Source organism: Mycobacterium hubeiense, from assembly GCF_002838065.1.
Taxonomy (GTDB): domain Bacteria; phylum Actinomycetota; class Actinomycetes; order Mycobacteriales; family Mycobacteriaceae; genus Mycobacterium; species Mycobacterium hubeiense.
Genome location: NZ_PIZU01000026.1, coordinates 1 through 24,838 on the forward strand (window position 1 = coordinate 1; position 24,838 = coordinate 24,838).

Genomic DNA, 24,838 nt, shown 5'->3' on the forward strand with positions numbered 1-24,838 from the left:
ACCCGGGTGGAAAAGTAGGACACCGCCGAACACACATTAGAATCACCCCCCACAATTACGTGGGGGGTGATTCTATGTTTGCCCCGAATTCGAATTCTCGATCGAGCAAATTCTCTGTGGTCGGTGATACCCGTATCATTTGCGGGACGGCTCGTCGGGTAGAAAGGCATCCGTGGTTCCAGACAAGCAAGGCGGTGACAACGGCCGGCGTTCACGGCACGGCGCAGGGGCCGGTGGTCCGCGCCGGGGACCACGCGATCGCCCTTCGGCGCCGCGCTCGTCGGGGCCCGATCGGGCGCGTCGCTCCCAGCCCAAATCCGACGAAACCTCTCGCTCGGATGGCCCGCGAATTCCGCCGGAGATCGAGGCCAAACAGCTGGCGCCCGAAATCCGCCGCGAGCTCACCACCCTGGACCGAGCCACCGCCGACACCGTCGCGCGCCACCTCGTCGCCGCCGGCGAGCTTCTCCAGGACGATCCCGAAGCGGCTCTTGCCCACGCCCGCGCGGCCCGCGCCCGGTCGGGCCGGATCCCGGCGGTGCGCGAGGCCGTCGGCATCGCTGCCTACCACTGCGGTGACTGGGCGCAGGCCCTCGCCGAACTCCGCGCCGCTCGCCGGCTGGGCAGCAAATCGCCTCTGCTGCCGTTGATTGCGGACTGTGAGCGTGGCGTCGGCCGGCCGGAACGGGCCATCGAGCTGGCCCGCAGCCCCGAGGCCGCCCAACTCACCGGGGACGATGCCGACGAACTCCGCATCGTGGTCGCCGGCGCCCGATCCGACCTCGGGCAGTTAGAACAAGCCCTGGCCATTTTGTCCACGCCTCAACTTGACCGCACCCGAACCGGACAAACGGCGGCGCGCTTGTTCTACGCCTACGCCGAGACGCTGCTCGCTGTTGAGCGAAAGGATGAGGCGCTGCAATGGTTCATCAACGCCGCCGCCGCCGACGTCGACGGTGTCACCGATGCTGAAGAGCGGATCACGGAGCTCAGCTGACGTGACGACGCTTGCGCAGGAACATGATTGCCTGCTGGTGGATCTCGACGGCACTGTTTTCCGCGGCCATGAGCCGACCACTGGCGCCGTGGAAACCCTGGCCGCGGTTGACGCGCGTGTCCTGTTCGTCACGAACAACGCCTCGCGTGGGCCCGATGAGGTCGCCGAACACCTGCGGGCGATGGGATTTCACGCCGCACCAGACGATGTGGTGACGAGTGCGCAAAGCGCCGCCCATCTGCTGGCGACGCAATTGCCCGCCGGCGCAGCGGTTCTGGTCGTCGGCACCGAAGCATTGGCCGGCGAAGTGAGAAACGTCGGGCTGAAACCCGTCCGGCTCGCCTCGGAGGCACCCGTGGCTGTGGTCCAAGGCCATTCACCGCAGACCGGCTGGCCGGACCTGGCCGAGGCGGCGTTGGCCATTCGCGGTGGAGCGCTCTGGGTTGCCGCCAATGTCGATCTGACCTTGCCGTCCGAGCGGGGACTCCTTCCGGGGAACGGGGCGATGGTCGCGGCGCTTCGCGCGGCGACGGAACGGGAGCCACAAGTGGCGGGCAAGCCACAGCCGACGCTGTTGACGGATGCCTTGAGCCGCGGGGTGTTTCGCGCTCCGCTGGTGGTGGGCGACCGGTTGGACACCGATATCGCCGGAGCCAACGCCGCCGGGTTGCCCAGCCTGCTGGTGCTCAGCGGAGTCAGCACGGCCGCCGAAACCGTGCACGCTGTCGCGGCGCAGCGCCCCTACTACCTCGCCGAAGATCTGCGCTCGATTTTCGCGCCTGCCGAAACGCTTCGGATCGCGCCGCAGCCCGCCTGGCACGTCGACGTCGATGCGACGCGTGTAACGGTGCGCGCCACCGGCAAAGAACCCGCCGACTCGCTGTCGGTGGTCCGTGCCGTCGCTCACGCGATGTGGAACAGCGACCGCGACGGCGCGGCATGGACGGTCGCCGCCGGCGATGACACGGCGCGGCAGGCGCTGGCGCGCTGGTCACTGGTGACGGTCTGATCGACTAGCGTGAATAGCGTTATGAGCACCGACCCCGACCAGATTCGAGCCCAGATCGCCGCATTGCTGGCCGATCTGCCTGACCTCGATGTGGACGGCGACGTCGCCGAGGCCGACATCAACACCATTGCCGCACGTTTGGAGGAAGCGCACGACCTGCTGGTGCGCGCGCTGGAATCGGTTGAAAAGGGACCGGCGGCCCCGGGAACGGACAGGTGAGCACTGGTGGCGCGGCGCGCTCGTGTTGACGCTGAGCTGGTCCGTCGCGGGCTGGCACGCTCTCGCCAGCAGGCAGCAGAATTGATCGGCGCCGGGCGGGTCAGCATCGACGGGATGAGGGCGGCCAAACCGGCGACTGCTATCGCGGTGACCGCCAACCTCACCGTCGAAAACCCCGACGAACGGTCGTGGGTGTCGCGCGGTGCGCACAAGCTCATCGGCGCACTGGATGCGTTCTGTGTCGAGATGACCGCTCGACGCTGCCTTGACGCCGGCGCCTCCACCGGCGGCTTCACGGAGGTGCTGCTGGACCGCGGCGCACGCGAAGTCGTCGCCGTTGACGTCGGATACGGGCAGCTGGCCTGGTTGCTGCGGTCCGATCAGCGGGTGAGGGTGCTCGAACGCACCAACGTGCGGGAATTGACCGCCGCGGCGATCGGTGGACCGGTCGACCTGGTGGTTGCGGACCTGTCGTTCATCTCCCTGGCGACGGTGCTGCCCGCGCTGGTGTCTTGCGCGTCGGACGACGCCGATATCGTTCCCATGGTGAAGCCCCAGTTCGAAGTCGGAAAGGATCGCGTCGGCGCCGGTGGCGTCGTCACAGACCCACAGTTGCGTGCCGAGGCGGTGCTCAGCGTCGCCAAGCGGGCGGACTCGCTGGGGTGGCGCACCGTCGGCGTGACAGCCAGCCCCTTGCCCGGGCCGGCCGGCAACGTCGAGTACTTCCTGCGGCTCCGCGCCCAAACCGACGAACCGCTGCAGGGCGAAGCGCTCGAGCGGGCGGTGCGCGAGGCCGTCACGGAGGGACCCCAATGACGCGCGAACGCACCGTCCTGCTGGTCGTCCACACGGGACGCGACGAGGCGACCGAAGTGGCCCGCCGGGTGGAGAAAGTGCTTGGCGACAATGCCATTGGGCTGCGCGTCCTGTCCGCGGAAGCTGTCGACCGTGGGCCTGTGCACCTGGCCCCCGACGAAATGCGCGCATTGGGCGTCGACATCGAGGTCGTCGATCCCGACGAGCGTGCCGCCGAAGGCTGCGAGCTGGTGATCGTGCTCGGTGGCGACGGCACGTTCCTGCGCGGCGCCGAATTGGCCCGCAACGTCGAGATCCCGGTGCTGGGCGTCAATCTCGGTCGCATCGGTTTTCTGGCAGAAGCCGAAGCCGACCACATCGACGCAGTGCTCGACCACGTCATCAGTCGTGACTACCGGGTCGAGGAACGCATGACGCTCGACGTGGTGGTGCGGGCCGAAGGCAGAATCGTCGACCGTGGCTGGGCGTTGAACGAAGCGAGCCTGGAAAAGGGGCCCCGCCTCGGCGTGCTCGGGGCGGTGCTGGAGGTCGACGGGCGTCCGGTGTCGGCGTTTGGTTGCGACGGTGTGTTGGTGGCGACGCCGACCGGTTCCACCGCATGGGCCTTCTCCGCCGGCGGACCGATCGTGTGGCCGGACTTGGATGCGATTTTGGTGGTGCCCAACAACGCTCACGCACTGTTCGCCCGGCCGATGGTCACCAGCCCGGACGCTGCGATCGCGATTGAGGTCGAAGCGAGGGGTCACGACGCCCTCGTGTTCTGCGACGGCCGTCGCCAGATGGTGGTGCCGGCCGGCGGACGGTTGGAGGTGACGCGCTGCGGCACGCCGGTCAAATGGGTGCGCCTGGACAGCGCGCCGTTCACCGACCGCCTTGTGCGCAAGTTCCGGTTGCCGGTCACGGGGTGGCGCGGACAGTAGTGCTATCCGAAATCCGCATCGAGTCACTGGGCGCGATCAGCGCGGCGACCGCCGAATTCGACCGCGGGCTGACGGTGCTGACCGGGGAAACCGGCGCAGGCAAGACGATGGTGGTGACGGGCCTGCATCTGCTCGGCGGAGCCCGCGCCGACCCCACCAGGGTTCGTTCTGGAGCCGACCGCGCGGTGGTCGAAGGTCGCTTCACCACAACCGAACTCGGTGACGGCGTAAGCGGTCTCGTCGACGAGATCCTGGAATCGTCGGGCGCCGACCGTGACGATGACGGCAGCATCATCGCGGCGCGCTCGGTCAGCCGTGACGGGCCGTCGCGCGCCTACCTCGGTGGCCGCAGCGTCCCCGCGAAGTCGTTGAGCACCTTCACCACCGAACTGCTGGCGCTGCACGGCCAGAACGACCAACTGCGATTGATGCGCGCCGACGAGCAACGGGTTGCGCTGGACCGGTTCGCCGATGTCGACACTCAGCTGAAGCGGTACCGCACCGCCCGCGACGAATGGCTGCAGGCCCGTCGCGACTTGGCCGACCGCACACAGCGGGCGCGCGAACTCGCGCAGGAAGCCGACCGGCTCAAGTTCGGAATCAACGAGATCGAGACCGTCGCACCCGAACCCGGCGAGGACACCGCTTTGGTTGAGGAGATCCGGCGGCTCTCGGAACTCGACGCGCTGCGAGAAGCCGCCCAGACTGCGCGGGCGGCGCTGTCGGGAGCCGACGAGCTGCCCGATGCGCTTGCTGCGGGCGATGGTGTGGCACAAGCGAAGTCGACGCTGGAGTCCACCGACGACACGACCCTGAGGACGCTGGCCGAACAGCTCGGCCAAGCGCTGGCGGTGATCACCGACGTGTCGGGCGAACTCGGTGACTATCTGTCCGAATTGCCCAGCGACGCATCGACATTGGAATCAAAGCTGGCCCGCCAAACCCAGCTGCGGACGTTGACGCGCAAGTATGCTGCCGACATCGACGGTGTGCTGGACTGGGCTCGCGAGTCGGCGGAGCGGTTGGCGCAGCTGGATGTGTCCGAAGAAGCGCTTGCCGGCCTGGATCGCCGCGTCGCCGAACTCGAAGCCCAGGTCGTCGACGCCGCCGTCGACCTCACCAAAGCGCGGACCGCCGCTGCCAAGCGGCTGGCCAAGGCGGTGACCGCAGAGTTGGCCGGGCTGGCGATGGCAGACGCCCAGTTCACCGTCACCGTCGCGCCGCTGACCGCACGGGCCGACGACTCGGCACCCGTCACATTGCCCTCGGGCGTGGTGGTGCACGCCGGCCACGACGGCGTCGACGGTGTGGAGTTCGGCTTCGCAGCACACCGGGGCACCGATGTGCTGCCACTGGCCAAGAGCGCCTCGGGCGGAGAGCTCTCCCGTGTCATGCTCGCGCTCGAAGTGGTTCTGGCCGCCTCCGCCGAGGGCACCACGATGGTCTTCGACGAGGTCGATGCCGGCGTCGGGGGCCGCGCCGCGGTGCAGATCGGCCGACGACTGGCTCGTCTTGCCCGCACCCACCAGGTCATCGTGGTTACGCACCTGCCGCAGGTCGCCGCCTACGCCGACGTGCACCTGGTGGTGGACGGGGGTGGACCCAAGAAGTCCAGCGGCGTGCGCCGGTTGGACGACGACGAGCGGGTCGCCGAACTGGCCCGCATGCTGGCCGGGCTGGGGGAGTCCGACAGCGGCCGGGCGCACGCGCGCGAGCTGCTGGAGGCGGCGCGGGAGGAGGTCAACGCCTTCTGAGTCTCCGTCACACGGGGTTGGCGGGCGAGAGCTCGGCGGCGCCCCACGACAGCGGGCTTACGCCGGCGAGCTGCACCACGCGCTGAATCGTCAACTCCACCGCGCACTGCGAGCCCGGACCTGAAGCCTCCCAAATGATTTCGGCGGTGCCGGTCATCTGCAGCGTCGCGCCGGTGCGCCAATCGAGCACGAGGATCGACCGCGATGTTGCCGAGGGTCATGAACATGGAGTTGCCCCGGTAATCCGGCCAGCGCAGTCGCGTCGGCGAGCGCCGCGCCGTGCTGCGCGTCGTCGAGACTGCGCACAGATCGCGAAATCGTCGAAAATCGCGATCTGGCTGCAGTCTCGACGGAAAAGGCTGTGGCAGGGGTGACAAAAGCTAACTTGTGGGGCTGATGTTACGGCGCGCCTCCGCCAGATATCCGCCGCGCCTGGACAGAATCGGGCGCATGAAGATGTCTGCACTGCTGTCCCGCAATGCCAGCTCGCGGCCGGGCGTCATCGGCACGGCCCGAGTGGACCGCGACATCGATCGGCTGCTGCGGCGCGTCGGACCCGGCGACATCGTCGTCATCGACGCGCTGGACTTGGACCGGATCACCGCAGATGCGCTGGTAGAGGCCAATGTCGCCGGGGTCGTCAACGCGTCGCCGTCCATTTCCGGTCGCTATCCCAATCTGGGTCCGGAAGTCCTCGTCGCCAACGGCGTCACGCTGATCGACGAGACCGGCCCCGAGGTGTTCAAGAAGGTCAAGGACGGCGCCCGGGTCCGCCTGCACAACGGCGGCGTCTATTCCGGCGATCGCCGGCTGATCCTCGGCACCGAACGCACCGACCACGAGATCCACCACCTCATGCACGAGGCCAAGAGCGGCCTGGTGGCCCATCTGGAGGCGTTCGCCGGTAACACCATCGAATTCATCCGCAGCGAGAGTCCGCTGTTGATCGACGGCATCGGCATCCCCGACATCGCTGTCGACGTCAATCGTCGGCACGTGGTCGTCGTCGCCGAGGAACCCAACGCAGCCGACGATCTGAAGGCACTCAAGCCGTTCATCAAGGAGTACCAACCGGTGCTGGTCGGTGTCGGCACCGGCGCCGACGTGCTGCGCAAGGCGGGGTATCGCCCGCAACTCATCGTCGGCGACCCCGACAAGATGAGCGCCGAGGTGCTGCGTTCGGGGGCACAGGTGGTGCTGCCCGCCGACGCCGACGGGCACGCCGCGGGGCTGGAACGCATCCAGGATCTCGGCGTGGGGGCGATGACGTTCCCGGCGGCCGGCTCGGCGGCCGACCTGGCGCTGCTGCTGTGCGACCACCACGGCGCGTCGTTGATCGTCACCGCCGGGCACACCGCCACGATCGAGGAGTTCTTCGACCGCTCGCGCCAGTCCAGCCTGCCGTCGACGTTCCTGACCCGGCTGAAGGTCGGCGAAAAGCTCGTCGACGCGAAAGCCGTTGCGACCCTGTACCGCAGCCGGGTGTCGGGCGGTGCGATCGCGCTGCTGGTGCTGGCCATGCTGGTCGCGGTGATCGTCGCGCTGTGGGTCTCGCAAGCCGACGGCGCGGTGCTCGACTGGATCGTCGACTACTGGAACCGATTCACGCTGTGGGTACAGGGCTGGATCAGCTAGGGGCCATCCAGTGATTTCCCTACGCGCACATGCGATCTCGCTGGCGTCGGTATTCATCGCGTTGGCCATCGGGGTGGCGCTGGGATCCGGACTGCTGTCGAACACGGTGCTGTCCGGCCTGCGTGACGACAAGAACGAGCTGCAGGACCAGATCAACGTCCTCACCGAGGACAAGAATGCACTGAACGAAAAACTCAGCGCTGCAGGGGAATTTGACGCTCAGATGGCGCCGCGCATTCTGCGCGACACGATGCGGGACAAGTCGGTGGTGATGTTTCGCACGCCCGACGCGTCCGACGACGACGTCGAGGCGCTGACCCGGTTGGTCGGCCAGGCCGGCGGTTCGGTCACCGGAACCGTGACACTCACGCAGGAATTCGTCGACGCCAACTCCGCGGAGAAGTTGCTCTCGGTGGTGAACTCGCCGATCGTGCCCGCGGGTGCGCAGTTGAGCACCAAAGCAGTCGATCAAGGCTCTCAGGCCGGCGATCTGCTGGGCATCGCGCTGTTGCTCAACAAGGACCCGAAGGCGCCGGGGGTCAATGACCAACAGCGCGACACCGTGTTGGCGGCGCTTCGCGACACCGGCTTTGTGAGATACGGCGAGCAACGCGTCGGTCCGGCAAACACCGCGCTGGTCGTGACGGGTGGTGGTTTGGCCGAGGATGCGGGCAACGCCGGCGCCACCGTGGCTCGATTCGCGTCAGGCCTGGCGGCGCACGGTTCGGGCACCGTGCTGGCCGGTCGCGAGGGCTCCGCGTCCGGCACCGCGGCGGTAGCGGTGACCAGGTCCGATCCCGCGCTGACGGCGGCCGTGACCACCGTCGACAATCTCAACGCCAGCTCCGGGCGGATCACCGCGGTGTTGGCGCTGGCCGACCTGATCAACGGTGGTCGGCCCGGCCAGTACGGCGTCGGTCAAGCGGCGTCGTCGGTCACCGTCCCGCAATAGCCTCACTCGGCGCGTCAGCGACGGCTTGTCGGCGTCGGTGTTAAGGTGAGATTCCGTGGGTCGGCAGGCCCCCAACTAGGACTCGGCCTAGAAAATCAAGCCCTGCCCGTCGTCACGGAGGTTGCTCTTGCCAGCGTTACGCAAGCACCCGCAAACGGCTACCAAGCACCTCTTCGTAACCGGCGGCGTCGTCTCGTCACTGGGCAAGGGGCTGACCGCGTCCAGCCTCGGGCAGCTACTGACCGCGCGGGGTCTGCACGTGACGATGCAAAAGCTCGACCCGTATCTCAACGTCGATCCCGGCACCATGAACCCGTTCCAGCACGGCGAGGTGTTCGTCACCGAGGACGGCGCGGAGACCGACCTCGACGTCGGCCACTACGAGCGCTTCCTCGACCGCAATCTGTCCGGTTCGGCGAATGTCACGACCGGACAAGTGTATTCGTCGGTGATAGCCAAGGAACGCCGCGGTGAATACCTCGGTGACACCGTTCAGGTGATTCCGCACATCACCGACGAGATCAAGAGCCGCATCCTGGCGATGGCAAAACCCGACGCGGATGGGCACCGGCCCGATGTGGTGATCACCGAAATCGGCGGCACCGTGGGCGATATCGAGTCGCTGCCCTTTCTCGAGGCGGCGCGCCAGGTGCGACACGAGGTGGGCCGGGAGAACTGCTTCTTCCTGCACTGCTCGCTGGTGCCGTACATGGCGCCGTCGGGTGAGCTCAAGACCAAACCCACCCAGCATTCGGTTGCGGCGCTGCGCAGCATCGGTATCACACCCGACGCGCTGATCCTGCGTTGTGACCGTGATGTGCCCGAACCGCTGAAGAACAAGATCGCGTTGATGTGCGACGTCGACATCGACGGCGTGATCTCCACGCCGGATGCTCCGTCGATCTACGACATCCCGAAAGTGTTGCACCGCGAGGAACTCGACGCGTTCGTGGTGCGCCGGCTCAGCCTGCCGTTCCGTGACGTCGACTGGACCGAGTGGGACGATCTGCTGCGCCGGGTGCACGAACCGCAGGAGACGGTGCGCATTGCCTTGGTGGGCAAGTACATCGACCTCTCCGATGCGTATCTCTCGGTCGCTGAGGCGCTGCGCGCGGGTGGCTTCAAGCACCGCGCGAAGGTTGAGATGCGCTGGGTGGCGTCCGATGACTGCGAAACCGAAAGCGGCGCAGCGGCCGTGCTCAACGACGTACACGGCGTGCTGATCCCCGGTGGATTCGGCATCCGCGGTATCGAAGGCAAGATCGGCGCCATCCACTACGCCCGTAAACGGGGTCTGCCGGTGCTCGGGCTGTGTCTCGGCTTGCAGTGCATCGTCATCGAGGCGGCCCGATCGGTCGGGCTCACCGAGGCCAACTCCGCGGAGTTCGACCCCAAGACGCCCGACCCGGTCATCTCCACCATGGCCGACCAACGCGACGCGGTGGCCGGCGAAGCCGACCTCGGCGGCACGATGCGGCTGGGCGCATATCCGGCGATCCTGGAACCGGGATCCATTGTGGCGCAGGCCTATCAGGCGACCGAGGTGTCCGAGCGACACCGCCACCGCTACGAGGTCAACAACGCGTACCGCGACCGCATCGCCGAAAGCGGGTTGCGTTTCTCCGGAACGTCACCCGACGGGCACCTGGTCGAATTCGTCGAGTACGCCGCCGATGTGCATCCGTTCATCGTCGGTACGCAGGCCCACCCCGAGTTGAAGAGCCGGCCCACCCGGCCGCATCCGCTGTTCGTCGCATTCATCGGTGCGTCACTGGAGTACAAGGCCGCCGAGCGATTGCCGGTCGAGATCCCCGAACAGAAGTCCAACGGGGCCGAACACGCCGACGGCAATTCCGAAGCCGTCGGACGACTGCTGCAAGATGCTCCCTTGCAAAAATCCGAAGTCCGTGGCTGAACACGACTTCGAGACGCTTAACAGCGAAACGATCTACGTCGGAAAGATTTTCGCGCTGCGCGCCGACGAGGTGCGTATGCCGGGCGGCAACGTCGCCCGCCGTGAAGTCGTCGAACATTTCGGCGCGGTGGCCGTGGTTGCGATGGATGACGACGACAACATCGTGCTCGTGTACCAGTACCGCCATCCGCTGGGCCGGCGGTTGTGGGAGCTGCCGGCAGGGCTTCTCGATCTGGGCGGCGAACCGCCGCACGTGACCGCGGCGCGCGAGCTCGAAGAAGAAGCGGGTCTGGCCGCCAGAAACTGGCGGACGCTGGTCGATCTGGATTCCACGCCAGGCTTTTCCGACGAGAGCGTGCGGGTCTATCTGGCCACCGGGCTGACCGATGTTGGTCGACCGCACGCCCACGACGAGGAAGCCGATCTGACCGTGAAATGGTTCCCGTTGTCGGAGGCGGTCCGTATGGTGCTGGGTGGTGAGATCGCCAATGCCATTGCGGTGGCGGGGATTCTCGCCGCGCACACCGCGACCGAGGCCACGCTGAGGCCGGTGGACGCCCCGTGGGTCGACAGGCCGACGGCCTTCGCGCGCCGGAAGGGACACCAATGACCACCTTCAGGTCGGCGTTGGAGGACCAGGTGCAGGGTTACCTGGACCATCTGACGATCGAGCGGGGCGTGGCCGCGAACACCTTGAGCTCATACCGCCGCGACCTTCGGCGATATGTCGCACATCTGACCGAGCGGGGAGTCGACGATCTCGCCAAGGTCACCGAGACCGACGTCAGCGACTTCTTGGTGTCGCTGCGTCGCGGCGACCCGGACACCGGGACCCCGCCACTGTCGGCGGTCTCGGCGGCCCGGGCCGTCGTCGCCGTGCGCGGCCTGCACCGGTTCGCGGCCGCCGAGGGGCTCACCGAACTGGACGTCGCGCGTGCGGTCAAACCGCCCACCCCGAGCCGGCGGCTGCCCAAGAGCCTGACCATCGACGAGGTGCTGGCCCTGTTGGAGGCCGCCGGCGGCGAGAGCGAGGCGGATGGACCACTGACGCTGCGCAACCGGGCGCTGCTGGAAGTGCTGTACTCCACCGGCGCGCGCATCTCCGAAGCTGTCGGTCTGGACCTCGACGATATCGACACCGAAGCGCGGTCAGTGCTATTGCACGGCAAGGGCGGTAAGCAGCGGCTGGTGCCGATCGGCCGGCCGGCCGTCGCCGCGCTGGACGCCTACCTGGTGCGCGGACGACCGGACCTGGCCCGTCGTGGCCGGGGCACGCCGGCGATCTTCCTCAACGCCCGCGGCGGGCGGCTATCCCGGCAGAGCGCATGGCAGGTGCTGCAAGACGCCGCCGAGCGCGCGGGCATCACGTCGGCGGTATCACCACACGTGCTGCGGCACTCGTTCGCCACCCACCTGCTCGACGGCGGTGCCGACGTCCGGGTGGTGCAGGAACTACTCGGCCACGCATCGGTGACCACCACGCAGATCTACACGATGGTCACCGTGCACGCGCTGCGTGAGGTATGGGCGGGGGCGCATCCGCGGGCGCGGTAGCCGCTTGAACGCCTTTACGGCGGCTACGCTGAGATTCGCGACTGTCAGAGGAGGCGGGAATGCGATGACGAGCGTCCACCTGCCTGGGCTGCTGTCAATTGAGGAGTGGGATGCGCGCCCAGAGGACAACAGCGCCCACTTCGAGCTGCAGGAGGGCGTGCTTATCGTGACTCCGAGGCCACTGCGACCCCATGCAAGGGCGGTGTTCCGTATCGCGAAGCAACTTGATGATCAGCTGCCAGATGATCTGGAAGCGCTCATCGAGTTCGAGGTCTGTGTCGATGACTCCTACCCGCCCACCGTTCGCATCCCCGACATCGTTATCACGCGCAAGGCTGGCTCGGATAAACGCTTGGACGGCTCGGATGTACTGGTCGCGATCGAGGTGGTGTCACCCGGTTCCAGACGAACGGATACCGTCACCAAGCGATCGGAATACGCGGAGGCGGGGATCGGGCACTACTGGATCATCGAGCTCGGCCCGCCGGCAACACTTACGGCACTCCATCTAGCAGGCGATTTCGGCTACCAGGAATCACCATCGATCACCGGCAGATTCACGACGAGCGTTCCCGCCGCACTGCACCTCGACCTTGACGGCCTGGGAGATTGACATCTGCTGCGTCACGCGAGCAGCCCGCGGATATCGTCGGCGGTGATGGCCGAGCCGAAGGCATTGCCGTCGTCGATGACGCTGGCGAACAGCTTTGCCTTGCGGGCGTTGAGCGCCACGACCTTTTCCTCGATGGTGTCGCGGGCGATGAGCCTGTACACCATCACGTTGCGGCTCTGGCCGATGCGGTGGGTGCGGTCGATGGCTTGGGCCTCAGTGGCCGGGTTCCACCACGGATCGAGTAGGAAACAATAGTCGGCCTCGGTCAGGTTCAGCCCGAACCCACCGGCCTTGAGGCTGATCAGGAACACCGGCGCGGTTCCGTCCTTGAACCGTTGGATCACCGTGGCGCGGTTGCGGGTTCGCCCGTCAAGGTAGCAGTAGTCGATACCCTCGGTGTCGAGGCGGTCGCGGACTCGGCCGAGGAAGCGGGTGAACTGACTGAAGACCAGCGCGCGGTGGCCACCGTCGGCGACATCGCGCAGGTGCTCGGTGAGCACGTCGATCTTCGCGCTGGCCAACGCGTCGTGTGCGGGGTCCACGAGACCGGGGTGCAGCGCCATCTGTCGTAGCACGGTCAGCGATTTCAGGATGGTGAAGCGGTGCTTGTGCATGTCATCGAGCAGCCCGAGCACCTTTTGGCGCTCGCGGTGCAGCCGCTTGTCATAGAGCGTGCGATGCCGGACCGGCAGGTCGATGTCGAGGACCTGCTCCTGCTTGGCGGGCAGCTCGGTGGCGACGAGCTCCTTGGTGCGGCGCTTCACCAGCGGCTTGATTCGGCGGCGAAACAGCGCGAGAAGCTCCGGGTCGCCGGTCTTCTCGATCGGCTTGGCATAGAAGTCGGCGAACTTCGTCGGGCTGGGGAACAGCCCGGGCGCGGTGATCGACAGCAGTGACCACAGCTCCATGAGGTTGTTCTCCATCGGCGTGCCGGTGATGGCCAGCTTGAACGGCGCGGCCAGCTTGCGTGCGCAGTGGTAGGTCTTGGCGTGGCGGTTCTTCACGTACTGAGCTTCGTCCAGAATCAGCCCCGACCAAGGCCGGGCGGCGTGGGAGTCGAAGTCAAGCCGGAACAGGGTGTACGAGGTGACGACGACGTCGGCACCCGCGGCCAGCTCGTCGAGGTCGGCGCCGGCGCGCCGCAGGGTGTCGGTGACCGCGACCACCGACAGTCCGGGAGCGAACCGCGCGGCCTCGGCGGCCCAGTTCGCGACCACACTCGACGGGGCAACCACCAGGAACGGTGGCGTGCCCGAATTCTCTTCTCGGACACGGCAGATCAGCGCCAGCGACTGAACGGTCTTGCCGAGGCCCATGTCGTCGGCCAGGATCCCACCAAGCCCATAGGTGAACAATGTGGCCAGCCACCCGAAGCCGTCGGCCTGATACGGCCGCAGGTCCGCGGACAATCCGGCCGGAAGGGAAACCGGTTCCAGGCCCTGCAGGGCGCGCAGTCCGTCGACCTGGCGGCACCATTCGTCAGCCTGTCGCGTCACCACGCCGAGCTCGGCGAGTTCGTCGAACAATCCGACCTGGAAACGGCTGATCCGCGTCGGCCCTTCCTCGGCGTCGGTCAGCGCGCGGGCTTCTTCGATCAGTTGGCGCAGCTTCACAAGTTCAGGCTTGTCCAACGCGAAGTAGGCGCCGTCGGAAAGCAGCAGGTGCGATTGCCCGGACGCGAGCGCGGTGAACACCGTGACGAACGGAACCTGTTTGCCCTCAACGCTGATCGTGACACCCAGGTCGAACCAGTCGGTCTCACCGGGGACGGCATCAGTCGTCACCGAGACGACGAGGGAGCCGCCGGCCTCGCGGTAATCCGCGGGATCTCCGATGACCTCAAGCGCGATATCGGGATGCTCGACGAGCAGCGGCTGTAGCTCGGTGGCGAACCGCATCGTCTCTAGGTCGGACAGCCGCGTCGGCATGAGGGTGCCGTCGGTGGCGCGCAACCCGAAGCGCTCCAACGGGGCGTCGATGCTGGCTGCGAGCGTGTTCTCCGCGGCGACGTCGCGGTAGCCGGCATCGGTCATATTACCGACAGGTGCGCGAAACTCGTTGTCGCCCACGCGGTATGCCCACTCCCACGACAGCTCCAAGTCATGTTCGGCTTGGTAGGTGGCGCACAGCACCAATGCAGGCCCGGCGATCGCCGGTGGGGTGAACGACTCGTCCGACGAGGTGAACGCCGCGACGTGGCGCAGTCTCGGGTAGTACTCGGTGGCGAACCGGGCCGCCTCCTCCGCGGGTATCACCAGGGATTCGTCGCCGAGCGCCATGCGTTGCAGCGGCGCCGGCGCGGGCGATTCCAGGCGAGCCAGCCGCAACCCGCCGTCGGTGTACACCACGCCGTGACCCGACGATCCGATGAACGCCATTGGCCGTACTTCTACGCCGTCGACATGAAGCACGGGAGTGACTGCAAGACCACCGGATTCGTCGAGGCTGACGTCGAGGCACAGCAGCGCCGTGGCGTACCAAGGCACATCCTGTCGCGCACCGGCCTGCACCAGTCGCACGCCCACTCGTCGCGCCTCGTCGAGCAGCGGCCACAGTTGCGGCGAGTCGAACTGCAGCAGCGGGATCGTCTTCATGTCCCCGTACGAATAGTGGTAGTAGCCGGTCGAATTCGACGTGCGGTAGGTCGCGTAGAACTCCCGCACCAGCCGAACCTGAGCGTCCGGATAACCGTCGTGGCGCAACATGTCGACCTTGCTCCAGCTCAAGTTCCCCGCGACCCAGCCGCCCCGCTTGCCGGGGCGCACCAGCCGCGCATCAAGCGCAGGCGATTGGCCGGGTTGGGAAACGGTCAGCTCGATTGCCAGCGGCGTGGTGGACGCGTCGAACGAGGGATCCGCGGGAAGCAACGCATCCAGCGACTGCCGCCACAACGGAACGGCCGCGGGCGGCGGCTTGTGTTGGACGCCGGCCTTGGTCGTCCAGGAGGCCGCGATGACGATCGCCGCAACATGCTTGCAGTCCTCCTGCATCGGACAACTACACGACCCGCCGTCGACGGCCCACGCGTCACCACGATCCGGGAACAGCTGCACCGTTGTGGTGTACATACGACCCCGGTTGCCTCGAACGTTGCCGAGCAGGCTGCCCGCGTCGGGGTCCCACAGGCTGCGAATCACCCGGCCCTCGCGCGCGTAGACGACTCCGCGGCGATAGGTTTCGGCACCGAGCAGCGCGAGGGCACTTGACAGGTCGATTGACGGGAACACCATCGACTTCACGCCCGCACCGTATCGGCGGGGTCCGACGTGAAGCCTCAACCACGCCGCGCGACAGCCCAAACTGGTGCAGCTGAGGTTTGGGATTCTCGTGTGGCGATGACTTACACCCCAAAAGATCAGCCGGCCAGGTACTCCGACTCCAGCACGATGTCGGGCACCAGCGTCTGATACTCACCGTGGGCCTTGTGCTCCACGGTGTGGAAGAGCTTGCCCTGCTGTTGATTCATGTACTCGCGGTACTTCGGCGAGCCGGGGATCAGGATGTTGTCGGCCACCACGATCGAACCGCGATGCAGCCATCCGCGGTCAAGGATGCTCTGCAGGTCGGGCAGATAGGCCTTCTTGTCGTGATCGATGAACAACAAGTCCAATTTGCCTGGGGCGAAACCGTACTGGGTGGCCAAAGTGTCCAGCGTGCGGCCGCCGTCGCCAATGGTCCCGACGACGCAGGTGACTCGGTCGGCCACCCCGGCGTGCGCCCAGATGCGCCTGGCGATCTCGGCGTTGGCCTCAGCAAGTTCCACCGAGAACACCTTCGCGGTCGGTGCGGCCCGGGCGATGCGCAGCGAGCCGTAACCGCAGTAGGTGCCCAGTTCAAGCGCCAGCGCGGGATTCGCTTTACGCACCGCGGCGTCGAGCAGTTCGCCCTTCTCGTCGCCGACGTTGATCAGAAACGACTTCTCGTACGCGAACCTGTCGATGGTGGCGATGACGTCATCGATATCGCCCTCGCGGGCATTGGCGACGACGTAATCGGCCGCCGCGGCTTCGCGCCCGTCGCCGATCTGGCCCGTCTTGGTGATATTTCGGGCACCGAGCGCCAGCCGCAAAAACGACCACCGCAGCAGCGGCATCCGCTGTTTCCAGTTCATGCCGTTGAGGTTAGCGGTGCTCCCTCGCTGACGCGCCGTCGATACGAGGACGGTGACTCGCCGCAGAACTGGGCGAAGGCCCTGCTGAACGACCCGAGGCTGTCGAAACCCACTGCGGTGGCGGTCTTTTGAACGGACTGGCCGGGTGAGGCGAGCAGTGCCATCGCACGCAGCATGCGAGCGTGCAGCAGATACGTCCGCCAGGACAAGCCGAGCTTGAGCTGGAATTGCCGGCGCAACGTCCGCTCCGAGACCGCGACGGCGCGGCTGACCTCCTCGGCGGTCACCGAATCCAGATGCGCTTTGGTGTAGGCCATGGCGGCGGCCACCACCGGGTCGTCCGACGTCGGCAAGCTCAGCGGTGCCTCGCGGTCCAGCGCGTCGGACACCAGGTGCCCCAGGGTGCGGAAGAACGCGTCGGAGACCTCGTCGCTGTCCGCGCGGTCGATGGACCAGCGCAACGCGTAGAGCATCATTTCGCGCAGCAGCGGCGAGACCGCGAGGATCCGGGCACGGTCACCGGAGTACGGAATGAGTTGTGGATCGAACATCACCGCGACGACCTGAACGGGCGGCACCATCGTCGCCTGGTGTTCGAGCCCGACCGGCAGCCACACCGCCTGTTGTGGCGGAAGCATATAGTGCGCTGACGCCGTCTCGACCTCGACGACGCCGCCGACGGCGTACTGAATCTGGTGCATGTCGTGGGAGTGCCAGCCCGTCACCAGGTGGTCGCCCTCGTACAGGTGACTGCCGGCCAGAGCGCGCCCGCCGCGGCGCAACTCCACCCGCCCGATTCTGGCCGATTCGGCTAAGCCTTTGGCCGAACGCGCAGAGACGGTCATAGCGCTAGACGGTACTACTTGGGTATGAACGTCAACGACCTGATCCTGGTGAGCATCGACGACCACGTCGTGGAACCGCCCGACATGTTCCTGCGCCACGTTCCGGACAAATACAAGGACGAGGCCCCGATCGTGGTCACCGACGAAAAGGGCGTCGACCAGTGGATGTACCAGGGCCGCCCGCAGGGCGTCAGCGGCTTGAACGCCGTGGTGTCGTGGCCGCCCGAGGAGTGGGGCCGCGACCCGGCCGGGTTCGCCGAGATGCGGCCCGGGGTGTACGACGTCCACGAGCGCGTCCGCGATATGAACCGCAACGGCATTTTGGCCTCGATGTGCTTCCCGACGTTCACCGGATTCTCGGCGCGCCACCTCAACATGCATCGCGAGCATGTGACGTTGGTGATGGTGTCGGCGTACAACGACTGGCACATCGACGAGTGGGCGGGCTCGTATCCGGGCCGCTTCATCCCGATCGCGGTGCTGCCGACGTGGAACCCCGAAGCAATGTGCGCCGAGATCCGTCGCGTCGCCGCCAAGGGCTGCCGCGCCGTGACGATGCCGGAGCTGCCGCACCTCGAAGGGCTGCCCAGCTATCACGACGAGGACTACTGGGGGCCGGTGTTCCGCACGCTGTCGGAGGAGAACGTGGTGATGTGCCTGCACATCGGCACCGGCTTCGGCGCGATCAGCATGGCGCCCAACGCACCCATCGACAACCTGATCATCCTGGCCACCCAGGTGTCGGCGATGTGCGCACAGGATCTGCTGTGGGGGCCGGCGATGCGCAACTATCCCGACCTGAAGTTCGCGTTCTCCGAGGGCGGCATCGGCTGGATCCCGTTCTATCTGGACCGCAGCGACCGGCACTACACCAACCAGAAGTGGCTGCGCCGCGACTTCGGCGACAAGCTGCCCAGCGAGGTGTTCCGCGAGCACTCGCTGGCGTGCTACGTCACCGACAAGACATCGCTGAAGCTGCGCCACGAGATCGGCATCGACAACATCGCGTGGGAGTGCGACTACCCGCATTCGGACTGCTTCTGGCCCGACGCGCCCGAGCAGGTGCTGGCCGAGCTCGAAGCCGCAGGCGCCGACGACTCCGACATCAACAAGATCACGTGGGAGAACTCCTGCCGGTTCTTCAGCTGGGACCCGTTCACATGGACGCCGCGGGAGCAGGCCAACGTGGGCGCGCTGCGGGCCAAGGCGACCGACGTCGACGTGTCGATCCGGCCGCGGGCGGAGTGGGCACGGCTCTACGAACAGAAGCAGCTCGCCAAGGCGTGAGCCTGCCGGCGCCGCCATCTCGAATCGAAAGCGAGGTTGCCCGCGGGTCTGCCCATTCCGGTCCTGCCACGACGTTAAACTTGCCCGGATGTTCGCGAAGCCAGTCGGTTACCTGACCAGCGGTGGTCGGGTATGAGTGACGACGGCGGAGGCGGTGCCGAACTCGGCCTGACCGGCCGCCCGCCGCGAACCATTCCCGAACCCAAGCCCAAGACCGCCCATGGTCCGGCGAAGGTCATCGCGATGTGCAACCAGAAGGGCGGCGTCGGCAAGACCACGTCGACCATCAACCTCGGTGCCAGCCTCGCCGAGTACGGCCGGCGGGTGCTGCTGGTCGACCTCGACCCGCAGGGCGCGCTGTCGGCGGGGCTCGGCGTGCCGCACTACGAACTCGACCACACCATCCACAACCTGCTGGTCGAGCCGCGGGTGTCGATCGATGACGTGCTGATCCGCACCCGGGTCAAGCACATGGACCTAGTGCCGTCCAACATCGATCTGTCCGCCGCGGAGATCCAGCTGGTCAACGAGGTGGGTCGCGAGCAGTCGCTGGCCCGCGCCCTGTATCCGGTGCTGGACCAGTACGACTACGTGCTGATCGACTGCCAGCCGTCGCTGGGTCTGCTCACGGTCAACGGGCTGGCATGCAGCGACGGCGTGATCATCCCGACCGAATGCGAGTACTTCTCGCTGCGCGGCCTGGCCCTGCTGACCGACACCGTCGACAAGGTGCACGACCGGCTCAACCCCAAGCTGTCCATCAGCGGCATCCTGATCACCCGCTACGACCCGCGCACCGTCAACTCCCGCGAGGTGATGGCGCGGGTCCTCGAGCGGTTCGGCGACTTGGTGTTCGACACCGTCATCACCCGCACCGTGCGTTTCCCCGAGACCAGCGTCGCCGGCGAGCCGATCACCACATGGGCGCCGAAATCCGGTGGCGCCGAGGCATATCGGTCGTTGGCTCGCGAGGTCATCGACCGGTTCGGCGCGTGAACGAGGTTACGGCCGCCGAGACTCCGCAGGCAGGGTTCCAGGTCCGGCTGAGCAATTTCGAGGGGCCCTTCGATCTGCTGCTGCAGCTGATCTTCGCGCACCGCCTCGACGTCACCGAGGTGGCGCTGCATCAGGTCACCGACGACTTCATCGCCTACACCAAGGAAATCGGGCCGCAGCTTGAACTCGACGAGACGACCGCGTTCCTCGTCATCGCCGCCACGCTGCTGGACCTCAAGGCGGCCCGGTTGCTGCCGGCCGGGGAGGTGCACGACGAAGAGGACCTGGCGCTGCTCGAAGTGCGCGATCTGCTGTTCGCCCGGCTGCTGCAGTACCGGGCGTTCAAGCACGTCGCGGAGATGTTCGCCGAACTGGAAGCCGCGGCGCTGCGCAGCTATCCGCGGGCGGTGACACTCGAGGACCGCTACGCCGAACTGCTGCCCGAGGTGATGCTGGGCGTCGACGCCGACACGTTCGCCCAGATCGCGGCCGCCGCGTTCACTCCGCGCCCGGTGCCGACGGTGGCGACCGAGCACCTGCATGCGCCGATGGTGTCGGTGCCCGAACAGGCCGAGAAGCTGCTGTCGCTGCTGGAACGCCGCGGCGCGGGGCAGTGGGCGACGTTCTCCGAGCTGGTGGCCGACTGCGACGGGGCGATCGAGATCGTCGGGCGCTTCCTGGCGCTGCTCGAGCTGTATCGGGCCCGGGCGGTAGCATTCGACCAATCAGAACCGCTTGGTGTGCTCCAGGTTTCGTGGACCGGAGATTTGCCAACCAACGAACAACTGGCAACCGCTGAGACGGTGGAAGTAGACGGTGATGACTGACGAAGTCCCGACGGATCTCGATCTGGGTATCGATGTCGCGACGGCGCCGGAGCTGGAGGATTCCGAACTCGGCGCCGTGCTGGAGGCACTGCTGCTGGTGGTCGACACCCCGGTGACGGTGGAGGCGCTGGCGGTCGCGACCGAACAGCCCGCGTATCGGGTGGCCGCGAAGCTGCGGCTGATGGCGGAGGAACTCGCGGCCCGCGACAGCGGTATCGACCTGCGCGAGGCCGGCGGCGGCTGGCGGATGTACACCCGCGCCCGCTACGCGCCCTACGTCGAGCGGCTGCTGCTCGACGGGGCCCGCTCCAAGCTCACCCGGGCCGCGTTGGAGACGTTGGCGGTGGTTGCCTACCGGCAGCCGGTGACGCGGGCCCGGGTCAGCGCGGTGCGTGGCGTGAATGTGGATGCGGTGATGCGAACATTGTTGGCGCGCGGGCTGATCACCGAAGCCGGCACCGATCCCGACACCGGCGCGGTGACGTTCGCGACGACCGAGCTGTTCCTCGAGCGGTTGGGGCTGTCGTCACTGGCCGATCTGCCCGACATCGCCCCGCTGCTGCCCGATGTCGACGTGATCGACGATCTGAGCGAATCCCTCGGAGACGAACCACGTTTCGTCAAGCTCAGCGGCAAGCCTGCCGATGAGGGATCACTGTCGTTCGACGTGGACCAGTCTGATGACTGACGCCGAGGGCGTGCGCTTACAGAAAGTGTTGTCGCAGGCCGGAGTTGCTTCACGTCGCGTGGCCGAGAAGATGATTCTCGACGGACGCGTCGAGGTCGACGATCGCGTGGTGACCGAGCTGGGCACCCGCGTCGATCCGACGGTTTCGGTGATCCGCGTCGACGGGGCCCGGGTCACGGTCGACGACACCCTGGTGCACCTGGCGATCAACAAGCCCCGCGGTATGCACTCGACGATGTCGGACGACCGGGGACGGCCCTGCATCGGTGACCTGGTGGAGCATCGGGTTCGCGGCAACAAGAAGCTCTTTCACGTCGGGCGCCTCGATGCCGATACGGAAGGGCTGATGCTGTTGACCAACGACGGCGAGTTGGCGCACCGGCTCATGCATCCGTCCTTCGAGGTGCCCAAGACGTATGTGGCGACGGTGCTCGGCGCGGTGCCGCGCGGGTTGGGGCGCAAGCTGCGCAGCGGCATCGAATTGGACGACGGCCCAGCACATGTCGATGATTTCGCGGTGGTGGACACGGTTCCGGGTAAGACGCTGGTGCGGGTCACACTGCATGAGGGACGCAAACGCATCGTGCGGCGGTTGTTGGCGGCCGTCGGCTATCCGGTGCAGGAGTTGGTGCGCACCGACATCGGCGCGGTGTCGCTGGGGGATCAGCGGCCGGGCAGCATCCGGGTGCTGACCCGTAAGGAAATCGGCGAACTCTACAAGGCGGTGGGTCTGTGACCAGATCGCTGGTCGTCGCGGTCGACGGTCCGGCCGGAACCGGGAAGTCTTCGGTATCAAGGGGATTGGCAAGGGCGCTCGGTGCGCGCTACCTGGACACCGGCGCGATGTACCGGATCGTCACGTTGGCCGTGCTGCGCGCCGGCGTCGACATTTCCGACACGCTTGCAATCGAAACCGTCGCCGCGGATGTCCCCTTGTCGGTGGGCTATGACCCCGACGAGGACCGCGCTTACCTTGACGCCGAAGATGTTTCGGGTGAGATCCGCGGCGACGAGGTGACCAAGGCGGTCTCAGCGGTGTCGGCCGTGCCGGCCGTGCGAGCGCGATTGGTTGGCCTGCAGCGCGAGTTGGCTTCGGGCCCAGGCAGTGTCGTGGTGGAAGGCCGCGACATCGGCACGGTCGTGCTGCCCGACGCCGACGTGAAGATCTTCCTGACGGCGTCCGCGGAGGAGCGGGCGCGACGGCGCAACGAGCAGAACGTCGCTGCGGGTCTGGGCGACGATTACGAGGCAGTGCTGGCCGATGTCCGCCGCCGCGACCATCTGGATTCGACGCGGGCGGTGTCGCCGTTGCGGGCCGCCGACGATGCGCTGATCGTCGACACCAGCGATATGACCGAGGCCCAAGTGATCGCACATCTGCAGGCGCTCGTCCAACAGAAGGCCGGGGCGGCGCGATGAGTGACGGCACCTGGGTGGACGAAAGCGACTGGGAGCTTGGCGCGGAAGAGGTCGCCGAGGCGATCGAGGAGGCCGCGCCACCGCCGGTGGTCGCGGTCGTCGGCCGGCCCAACGTCGGCAAATCGACGCTGGTGAACCGGATCCTGGGCCGTCGCGAGGCCGTGGTGCAGGACGTTCCCGGCGTGACCCGCGACCGGGTGTCCTATGACGCGCTGTGGAGCGGACGACGGTTCGTCGTGCAGGACACCGGCGGCTGGGAGCCCGACGCCAAGGGTCTGCAGCAGCTGGTGGCCGAGCAGGCGTCGGTGGCGATGCGCACCGCCGATGCGATCATTTTCGTGGTCGACGCCGTTGTCGGCGCCACCACCGCCGACGAGGCGGCGGCTCGGTTGCTGCAGCGGTCCGGTAAGCCAGTGTTCTTGGCCGCCAACAAGGTTGACAACGAGCGGGGCGAGGCCGACGCCGCCGCGCTGTGGTCGTTGGGGCTGGGGGAGCCGCATCCGATCAGCGCGATGCACGGCCGCGGAGTGGCCGATCTGCTGGACGAGGTCATCGAATCACTGCCCGCCGTCTCCGAACTGGCGTCGGGTGGTGGCGGCCCGCGGCGGGTGGCGCTGGTGGGCAAGCCCAACGTCGGCAAGAGCTCGCTTTTGAACCGGCTGGCGGGCGACCAACGATCGGTGGTGCACGACGTGGCGGGCACCACCGTCGACCCGGTCGACTCGCTGATCGAATTGGGCGGCAAGACTTGGCGTTTCGTCGACACTGCGGGGCTGCGACGTAAGGTCGGGCAAGTCAGCGGGCATGAGTTCTATGCGTCGGTGCGCACCCACGGCGCCATCGACGCCGCCGAAGTCGTCATCGTGCTGATCGACGCGTCGCAGCCGCTGACCGAGCAGGACCTGCGGATCCTTTCGATGGTGATCGAGGCTGGCCGGGCGCTTGTGCTGGCGTTCAACAAGTGGGACCTGGTCGACGAGGACCGGCGCTATCAGCTTGACCGCGAGATCGACCGCGAACTGGTGCAGGTGCAGTGGGCGCCACGGGTGAACATCTCGGCGATGACCGGCCGGGCGGTGCAGAAGCTGGTGCCGGCGCTGGAGAAGTCGCTGGAGTCGTGGGACACCAGGGTGCCGACGGGCCGGCTGAACACCTTCTTCAAGGAAATCGTCGCGGCGACCCCGCCGCCGGTGCGGGGCGGTAAGCAGTCGCGCATCCTGTTCGCGACCCAGGCCACCGCGCGGCCGCCGACCTTCGTGCTGTTCACCAGTGGCTTCCTGGAGGCGGGCTATCGCCGGTTCCTGGAGCGGCGGCTGCGCGAGACGTTCGGCTTCGAGGGCAGCCCGATTCGGATCAACGTGCGGGTGCGCGAGAAGCGGGGCGCTCGATCGCGCCGGTGACTTCGGCGCGCGCAGTTGCGCTCACCGCGACCCAGCGCGCCGAAATCGCTCGACTAGCGTTGCCGGAGTGCCTGTTGTCGACATGATCTTGATTGCGCTGGCCGGTGTCGGCGCCGGCGCGATCAATGCCCTCGTCGGGTCGGGCACGTTGATCACCTTCCCGACGCTCGTCGCGCTCGGCTATCCGCCGGTGACCTCGACGATGTCCAACGCGGTGGGCCTCGTCGCGGGCGGGGTGTCCGGGACCTGGGGATACCGCCGCGAGCTTCGCGGGCAATGGAACCGCCTGGCCTGGCAGATCCCGGCGTCCTTCGTGGGCGCGGGAGTGGGGGCGTGGCTGCTGTTGCATCTGCCCGAGCGGGTGTTCGAGCAGGTGGTGCCGGTGCTGCTGATCGCGGCGCTGATCCTCGTGGTGATCGGCCCGCGGATCCAGGCGTGGGCGCGGCGACGGGCCGAGGAGGCCGGCCGCTCCGCCGACCACGTCTCACCACGGCGGATGACCGCGTTGGTGGCCGCAACCTTCGGCATCGGGGCCTACGGCGGCTACTTCACCGCCGCACAGGGAATCCTGCTGATGGGCGCGATGGGCGCGCTGCTGCCGGAGTCGGTGCAGCGGATGAACGCCGCCAAGAACCTGCTGTCGCTGATCGTGAACATCGTTGCGGCACTGGCGTTCACCGTGGTCGCGTTCGACCGGATCAGCTGGGCCGCCGCGGGGTTGATCGCGGCGGGTTCCCTGCTCGGCGGATTCCTGGGCGCCCACTATGGCCGCCGACTCTCGCCCAACGTGCTGCGGGCGGTCATCGTCGTCGTCGGCCTGATCGGGCTGTACCGACTGCTCGCAATCTGATTCCTTCGGGTAACATTGCGAAGTCTGTCTA

23 protein-coding genes and 1 pseudogene are annotated in these 24,838 nt (G+C 67.1%); 20 read left to right on the forward strand and 4 right to left on the reverse strand.

Annotated elements, in window-relative coordinates; genetic code table 11:
* Positions 1-172: 172 nt before the first annotated feature.
* From CWS39_RS18865 to recN, 6 genes are read left to right on the forward strand one after another with little or no spacing between them, the layout of a single operon-like run.
* Positions 173-997 (forward strand): tetratricopeptide repeat protein, encoded by an 825-nt coding sequence (locus CWS39_RS18865; protein ID WP_199178196.1) that lies wholly within the window; start codon positions 173-175, stop codon positions 995-997.
* 1 nt (position 998) lies between these two features.
* A complete protein-coding gene (locus CWS39_RS18870; protein WP_102144463.1) occupies positions 999-2,006 on the forward strand; it encodes an HAD-IIA family hydrolase in 1,008 nt (335 codons plus the stop codon).
* Positions 2,007-2,027: 21 nt separating this feature from the next.
* Positions 2,028-2,225 carry a hypothetical protein gene (locus CWS39_RS18875; RefSeq protein ID WP_199178197.1) on the forward strand — a complete coding sequence of 66 codons (198 nt, stop codon included), beginning with the start codon at positions 2,028-2,030 and terminating at the stop codon, positions 2,223-2,225.
* A 6-nt stretch (positions 2,226-2,231) separates the two neighbouring features.
* Positions 2,232-3,041 (forward strand): TlyA family RNA methyltransferase, encoded by an 810-nt coding sequence (locus CWS39_RS18880; protein WP_102144465.1) that lies wholly within the window; start codon positions 2,232-2,234, stop codon positions 3,039-3,041.
* A complete protein-coding gene (locus CWS39_RS18885) occupies positions 3,038-3,961 on the forward strand; it encodes an NAD kinase (protein WP_102144466.1) in 924 nt (307 codons plus the stop codon). Before CWS39_RS18880 ends, CWS39_RS18885 begins: the two co-directional genes overlap by 4 nt.
* Positions 3,961-5,715 carry a DNA repair protein RecN gene (gene recN, locus CWS39_RS18890; RefSeq protein ID WP_102144467.1) on the forward strand — a complete coding sequence of 585 codons (1,755 nt, stop codon included), beginning with the start codon at positions 3,961-3,963 and terminating at the stop codon, positions 5,713-5,715. The genes CWS39_RS18885 and recN overlap by 1 nt, the downstream gene beginning before the upstream one ends.
* Positions 5,716-5,722: 7 nt before the next feature.
* Here the strand turns inward: recN and CWS39_RS18895 are convergent.
* Positions 5,723-5,984, reverse strand: a pseudogene (locus CWS39_RS18895) (pyridoxamine 5'-phosphate oxidase family protein); the annotation flags it as partial.
* Positions 5,985-6,165: 181 nt separating this feature from the next.
* Between CWS39_RS18895 and steA the strand changes: the two are divergent.
* The 6 genes from steA to CWS39_RS18925 all read left to right on the forward strand — a co-directional run bounded on the left by steA (position 6,166) and on the right by CWS39_RS18925 (position 12,384).
* Complete coding sequence (gene steA / locus CWS39_RS18900; RefSeq protein ID WP_102144468.1) at positions 6,166-7,350, forward strand: putative cytokinetic ring protein SteA; 1,185 nt, start codon at positions 6,166-6,168, stop codon at positions 7,348-7,350.
* A 10-nt stretch (positions 7,351-7,360) separates the two neighbouring features.
* Entirely contained in the window at positions 7,361-8,302 is a 942-nt protein-coding gene (locus tag CWS39_RS18905; RefSeq protein WP_102144469.1) for a copper transporter, read from the forward strand.
* 127 nt (positions 8,303-8,429) lie between these two features.
* The gene (gene pyrG / locus CWS39_RS18910; RefSeq protein WP_102144470.1) at positions 8,430-10,217 is read left to right on the forward strand and encodes a CTP synthase; all 1,788 of its coding nucleotides are present in this window, start codon (positions 8,430-8,432) and stop codon (positions 10,215-10,217) included.
* Positions 10,210-10,827 (forward strand): NUDIX domain-containing protein, encoded by a 618-nt coding sequence (locus tag CWS39_RS18915; protein ID WP_102144471.1) that lies wholly within the window; start codon positions 10,210-10,212, stop codon positions 10,825-10,827. Before pyrG ends, CWS39_RS18915 begins: the two co-directional genes overlap by 8 nt.
* Positions 10,824-11,771, forward strand: coding sequence for a site-specific tyrosine recombinase XerD (gene xerD, locus CWS39_RS18920; protein WP_102144472.1), 948 nt, complete (start codon positions 10,824-10,826; stop codon positions 11,769-11,771). Before CWS39_RS18915 ends, xerD begins: the two co-directional genes overlap by 4 nt.
* Positions 11,772-11,835: 64 nt before the next feature.
* Positions 11,836-12,384: a Uma2 family endonuclease gene (locus tag CWS39_RS18925; RefSeq protein ID WP_102144473.1), complete on the forward strand. Its 549-nt coding sequence runs from the start codon at positions 11,836-11,838 to the stop codon at positions 12,382-12,384.
* 11 nt (positions 12,385-12,395) lie between these two features.
* Here CWS39_RS18925 and CWS39_RS18930 read toward each other — a convergent pair whose 3' ends face one another.
* The 3 genes from CWS39_RS18930 to CWS39_RS18940 all read right to left on the reverse strand — a co-directional run bounded on the left by CWS39_RS18930 (position 12,396) and on the right by CWS39_RS18940 (position 17,340).
* On the reverse strand, positions 12,396-15,614 hold the full coding sequence (locus tag CWS39_RS18930) for a DEAD/DEAH box helicase (protein WP_102144527.1): 3,219 nt from the start codon (positions 15,612-15,614) through the stop codon (positions 12,396-12,398).
* Between the two features lie 125 nt (positions 15,615-15,739).
* On the reverse strand, positions 15,740-16,495 hold the full coding sequence (locus tag CWS39_RS18935; RefSeq protein WP_102144474.1) for an O-methyltransferase: 756 nt from the start codon (positions 16,493-16,495) through the stop codon (positions 15,740-15,742).
* Positions 16,492-17,340: an AraC family transcriptional regulator gene (locus tag CWS39_RS18940; RefSeq protein ID WP_102144475.1), complete on the reverse strand. Its 849-nt coding sequence runs from the start codon at positions 17,338-17,340 to the stop codon at positions 16,492-16,494. The genes CWS39_RS18935 and CWS39_RS18940 overlap by 4 nt, the downstream gene beginning before the upstream one ends.
* Positions 17,341-17,364: 24 nt before the next feature.
* Here CWS39_RS18940 and CWS39_RS18945 point away from each other — a divergent pair, with 24 nt between their 5' ends.
* The 8 genes from CWS39_RS18945 (at position 17,365) to CWS39_RS18980 (ending at position 24,807) form a co-directional block, all read left to right on the forward strand.
* The gene (locus CWS39_RS18945) at positions 17,365-18,627 is read left to right on the forward strand and encodes an amidohydrolase family protein (protein WP_102144476.1); all 1,263 of its coding nucleotides are present in this window, start codon (positions 17,365-17,367) and stop codon (positions 18,625-18,627) included.
* Positions 18,628-18,759: 132 nt separating this feature from the next.
* A complete protein-coding gene (locus tag CWS39_RS18950; RefSeq protein WP_102144477.1) occupies positions 18,760-19,623 on the forward strand; it encodes a ParA family protein in 864 nt (287 codons plus the stop codon).
* The gene (locus CWS39_RS18955; protein WP_233213572.1) at positions 19,620-20,450 is read left to right on the forward strand and encodes a segregation/condensation protein A; all 831 of its coding nucleotides are present in this window, start codon (positions 19,620-19,622) and stop codon (positions 20,448-20,450) included. The genes CWS39_RS18950 and CWS39_RS18955 overlap by 4 nt, the downstream gene beginning before the upstream one ends.
* The gene (gene scpB, locus CWS39_RS18960; protein WP_102144479.1) at positions 20,443-21,138 is read left to right on the forward strand and encodes an SMC-Scp complex subunit ScpB; all 696 of its coding nucleotides are present in this window, start codon (positions 20,443-20,445) and stop codon (positions 21,136-21,138) included. Before CWS39_RS18955 ends, scpB begins: the two co-directional genes overlap by 8 nt.
* Positions 21,131-21,874, forward strand: coding sequence for a pseudouridine synthase (locus tag CWS39_RS18965; RefSeq protein WP_102144480.1), 744 nt, complete (start codon positions 21,131-21,133; stop codon positions 21,872-21,874). Before scpB ends, CWS39_RS18965 begins: the two co-directional genes overlap by 8 nt.
* Complete coding sequence (gene cmk / locus CWS39_RS18970; RefSeq protein ID WP_102144481.1) at positions 21,871-22,557, forward strand: (d)CMP kinase; 687 nt, start codon at positions 21,871-21,873, stop codon at positions 22,555-22,557. The genes CWS39_RS18965 and cmk overlap by 4 nt, the downstream gene beginning before the upstream one ends.
* Entirely contained in the window at positions 22,554-23,957 is a 1,404-nt protein-coding gene (gene der, locus CWS39_RS18975) for a ribosome biogenesis GTPase Der (protein ID WP_102144482.1), read from the forward strand. Before cmk ends, der begins: the two co-directional genes overlap by 4 nt.
* A gap of 82 nt (positions 23,958-24,039) precedes the next feature.
* A complete protein-coding gene (locus tag CWS39_RS18980) occupies positions 24,040-24,807 on the forward strand; it encodes a sulfite exporter TauE/SafE family protein (protein WP_199178204.1) in 768 nt (255 codons plus the stop codon).
* The last annotated feature ends 31 nt before the right edge of the window (positions 24,808-24,838 follow it).

Coding starts and splice junctions, on each gene's coding strand:
- CWS39_RS18935 (WP_102144474.1), bottom strand. CDS start 16,495: ATGAACTGGAAACAGCGGATGCCGCTGCTGCGGTGGTCGTTTTTGCGG.
- CWS39_RS18950 (WP_102144477.1), top strand. CDS start 18,760: ATGAGTGACGACGGCGGAGGCGGTGCCGAACTCGGCCTGACCGGCCGC.
- scpB (WP_102144479.1), top strand. CDS start 20,443: ATGACTGACGAAGTCCCGACGGATCTCGATCTGGGTATCGATGTCGCG.
- CWS39_RS18875 (WP_199178197.1), top strand. CDS start 2,028: ATGAGCACCGACCCCGACCAGATTCGAGCCCAGATCGCCGCATTGCTG.
- der (WP_102144482.1), top strand. CDS start 22,554: ATGAGTGACGGCACCTGGGTGGACGAAAGCGACTGGGAGCTTGGCGCG.
- CWS39_RS18885 (WP_102144466.1), top strand. CDS start 3,038: ATGACGCGCGAACGCACCGTCCTGCTGGTCGTCCACACGGGACGCGAC.
- CWS39_RS18980 (WP_199178204.1), top strand. CDS start 24,040: ATGATCTTGATTGCGCTGGCCGGTGTCGGCGCCGGCGCGATCAATGCC.
- CWS39_RS18930 (WP_102144527.1), bottom strand. CDS start 15,614: ATGGTGTTCCCGTCAATCGACCTGTCAAGTGCCCTCGCGCTGCTCGGT.
- CWS39_RS18965 (WP_102144480.1), top strand. CDS start 21,131: ATGACTGACGCCGAGGGCGTGCGCTTACAGAAAGTGTTGTCGCAGGCC.
- CWS39_RS18940 (WP_102144475.1), bottom strand. CDS start 17,340: ATGACCGTCTCTGCGCGTTCGGCCAAAGGCTTAGCCGAATCGGCCAGA.
- CWS39_RS18945 (WP_102144476.1), top strand. CDS start 17,365: ATGAACGTCAACGACCTGATCCTGGTGAGCATCGACGACCACGTCGTG.
- steA (WP_102144468.1), top strand. CDS start 6,166: ATGAAGATGTCTGCACTGCTGTCCCGCAATGCCAGCTCGCGGCCGGGC.
- CWS39_RS18925 (WP_102144473.1), top strand. CDS start 11,836: ATGACGAGCGTCCACCTGCCTGGGCTGCTGTCAATTGAGGAGTGGGAT.
- xerD (WP_102144472.1), top strand. CDS start 10,824: ATGACCACCTTCAGGTCGGCGTTGGAGGACCAGGTGCAGGGTTACCTG.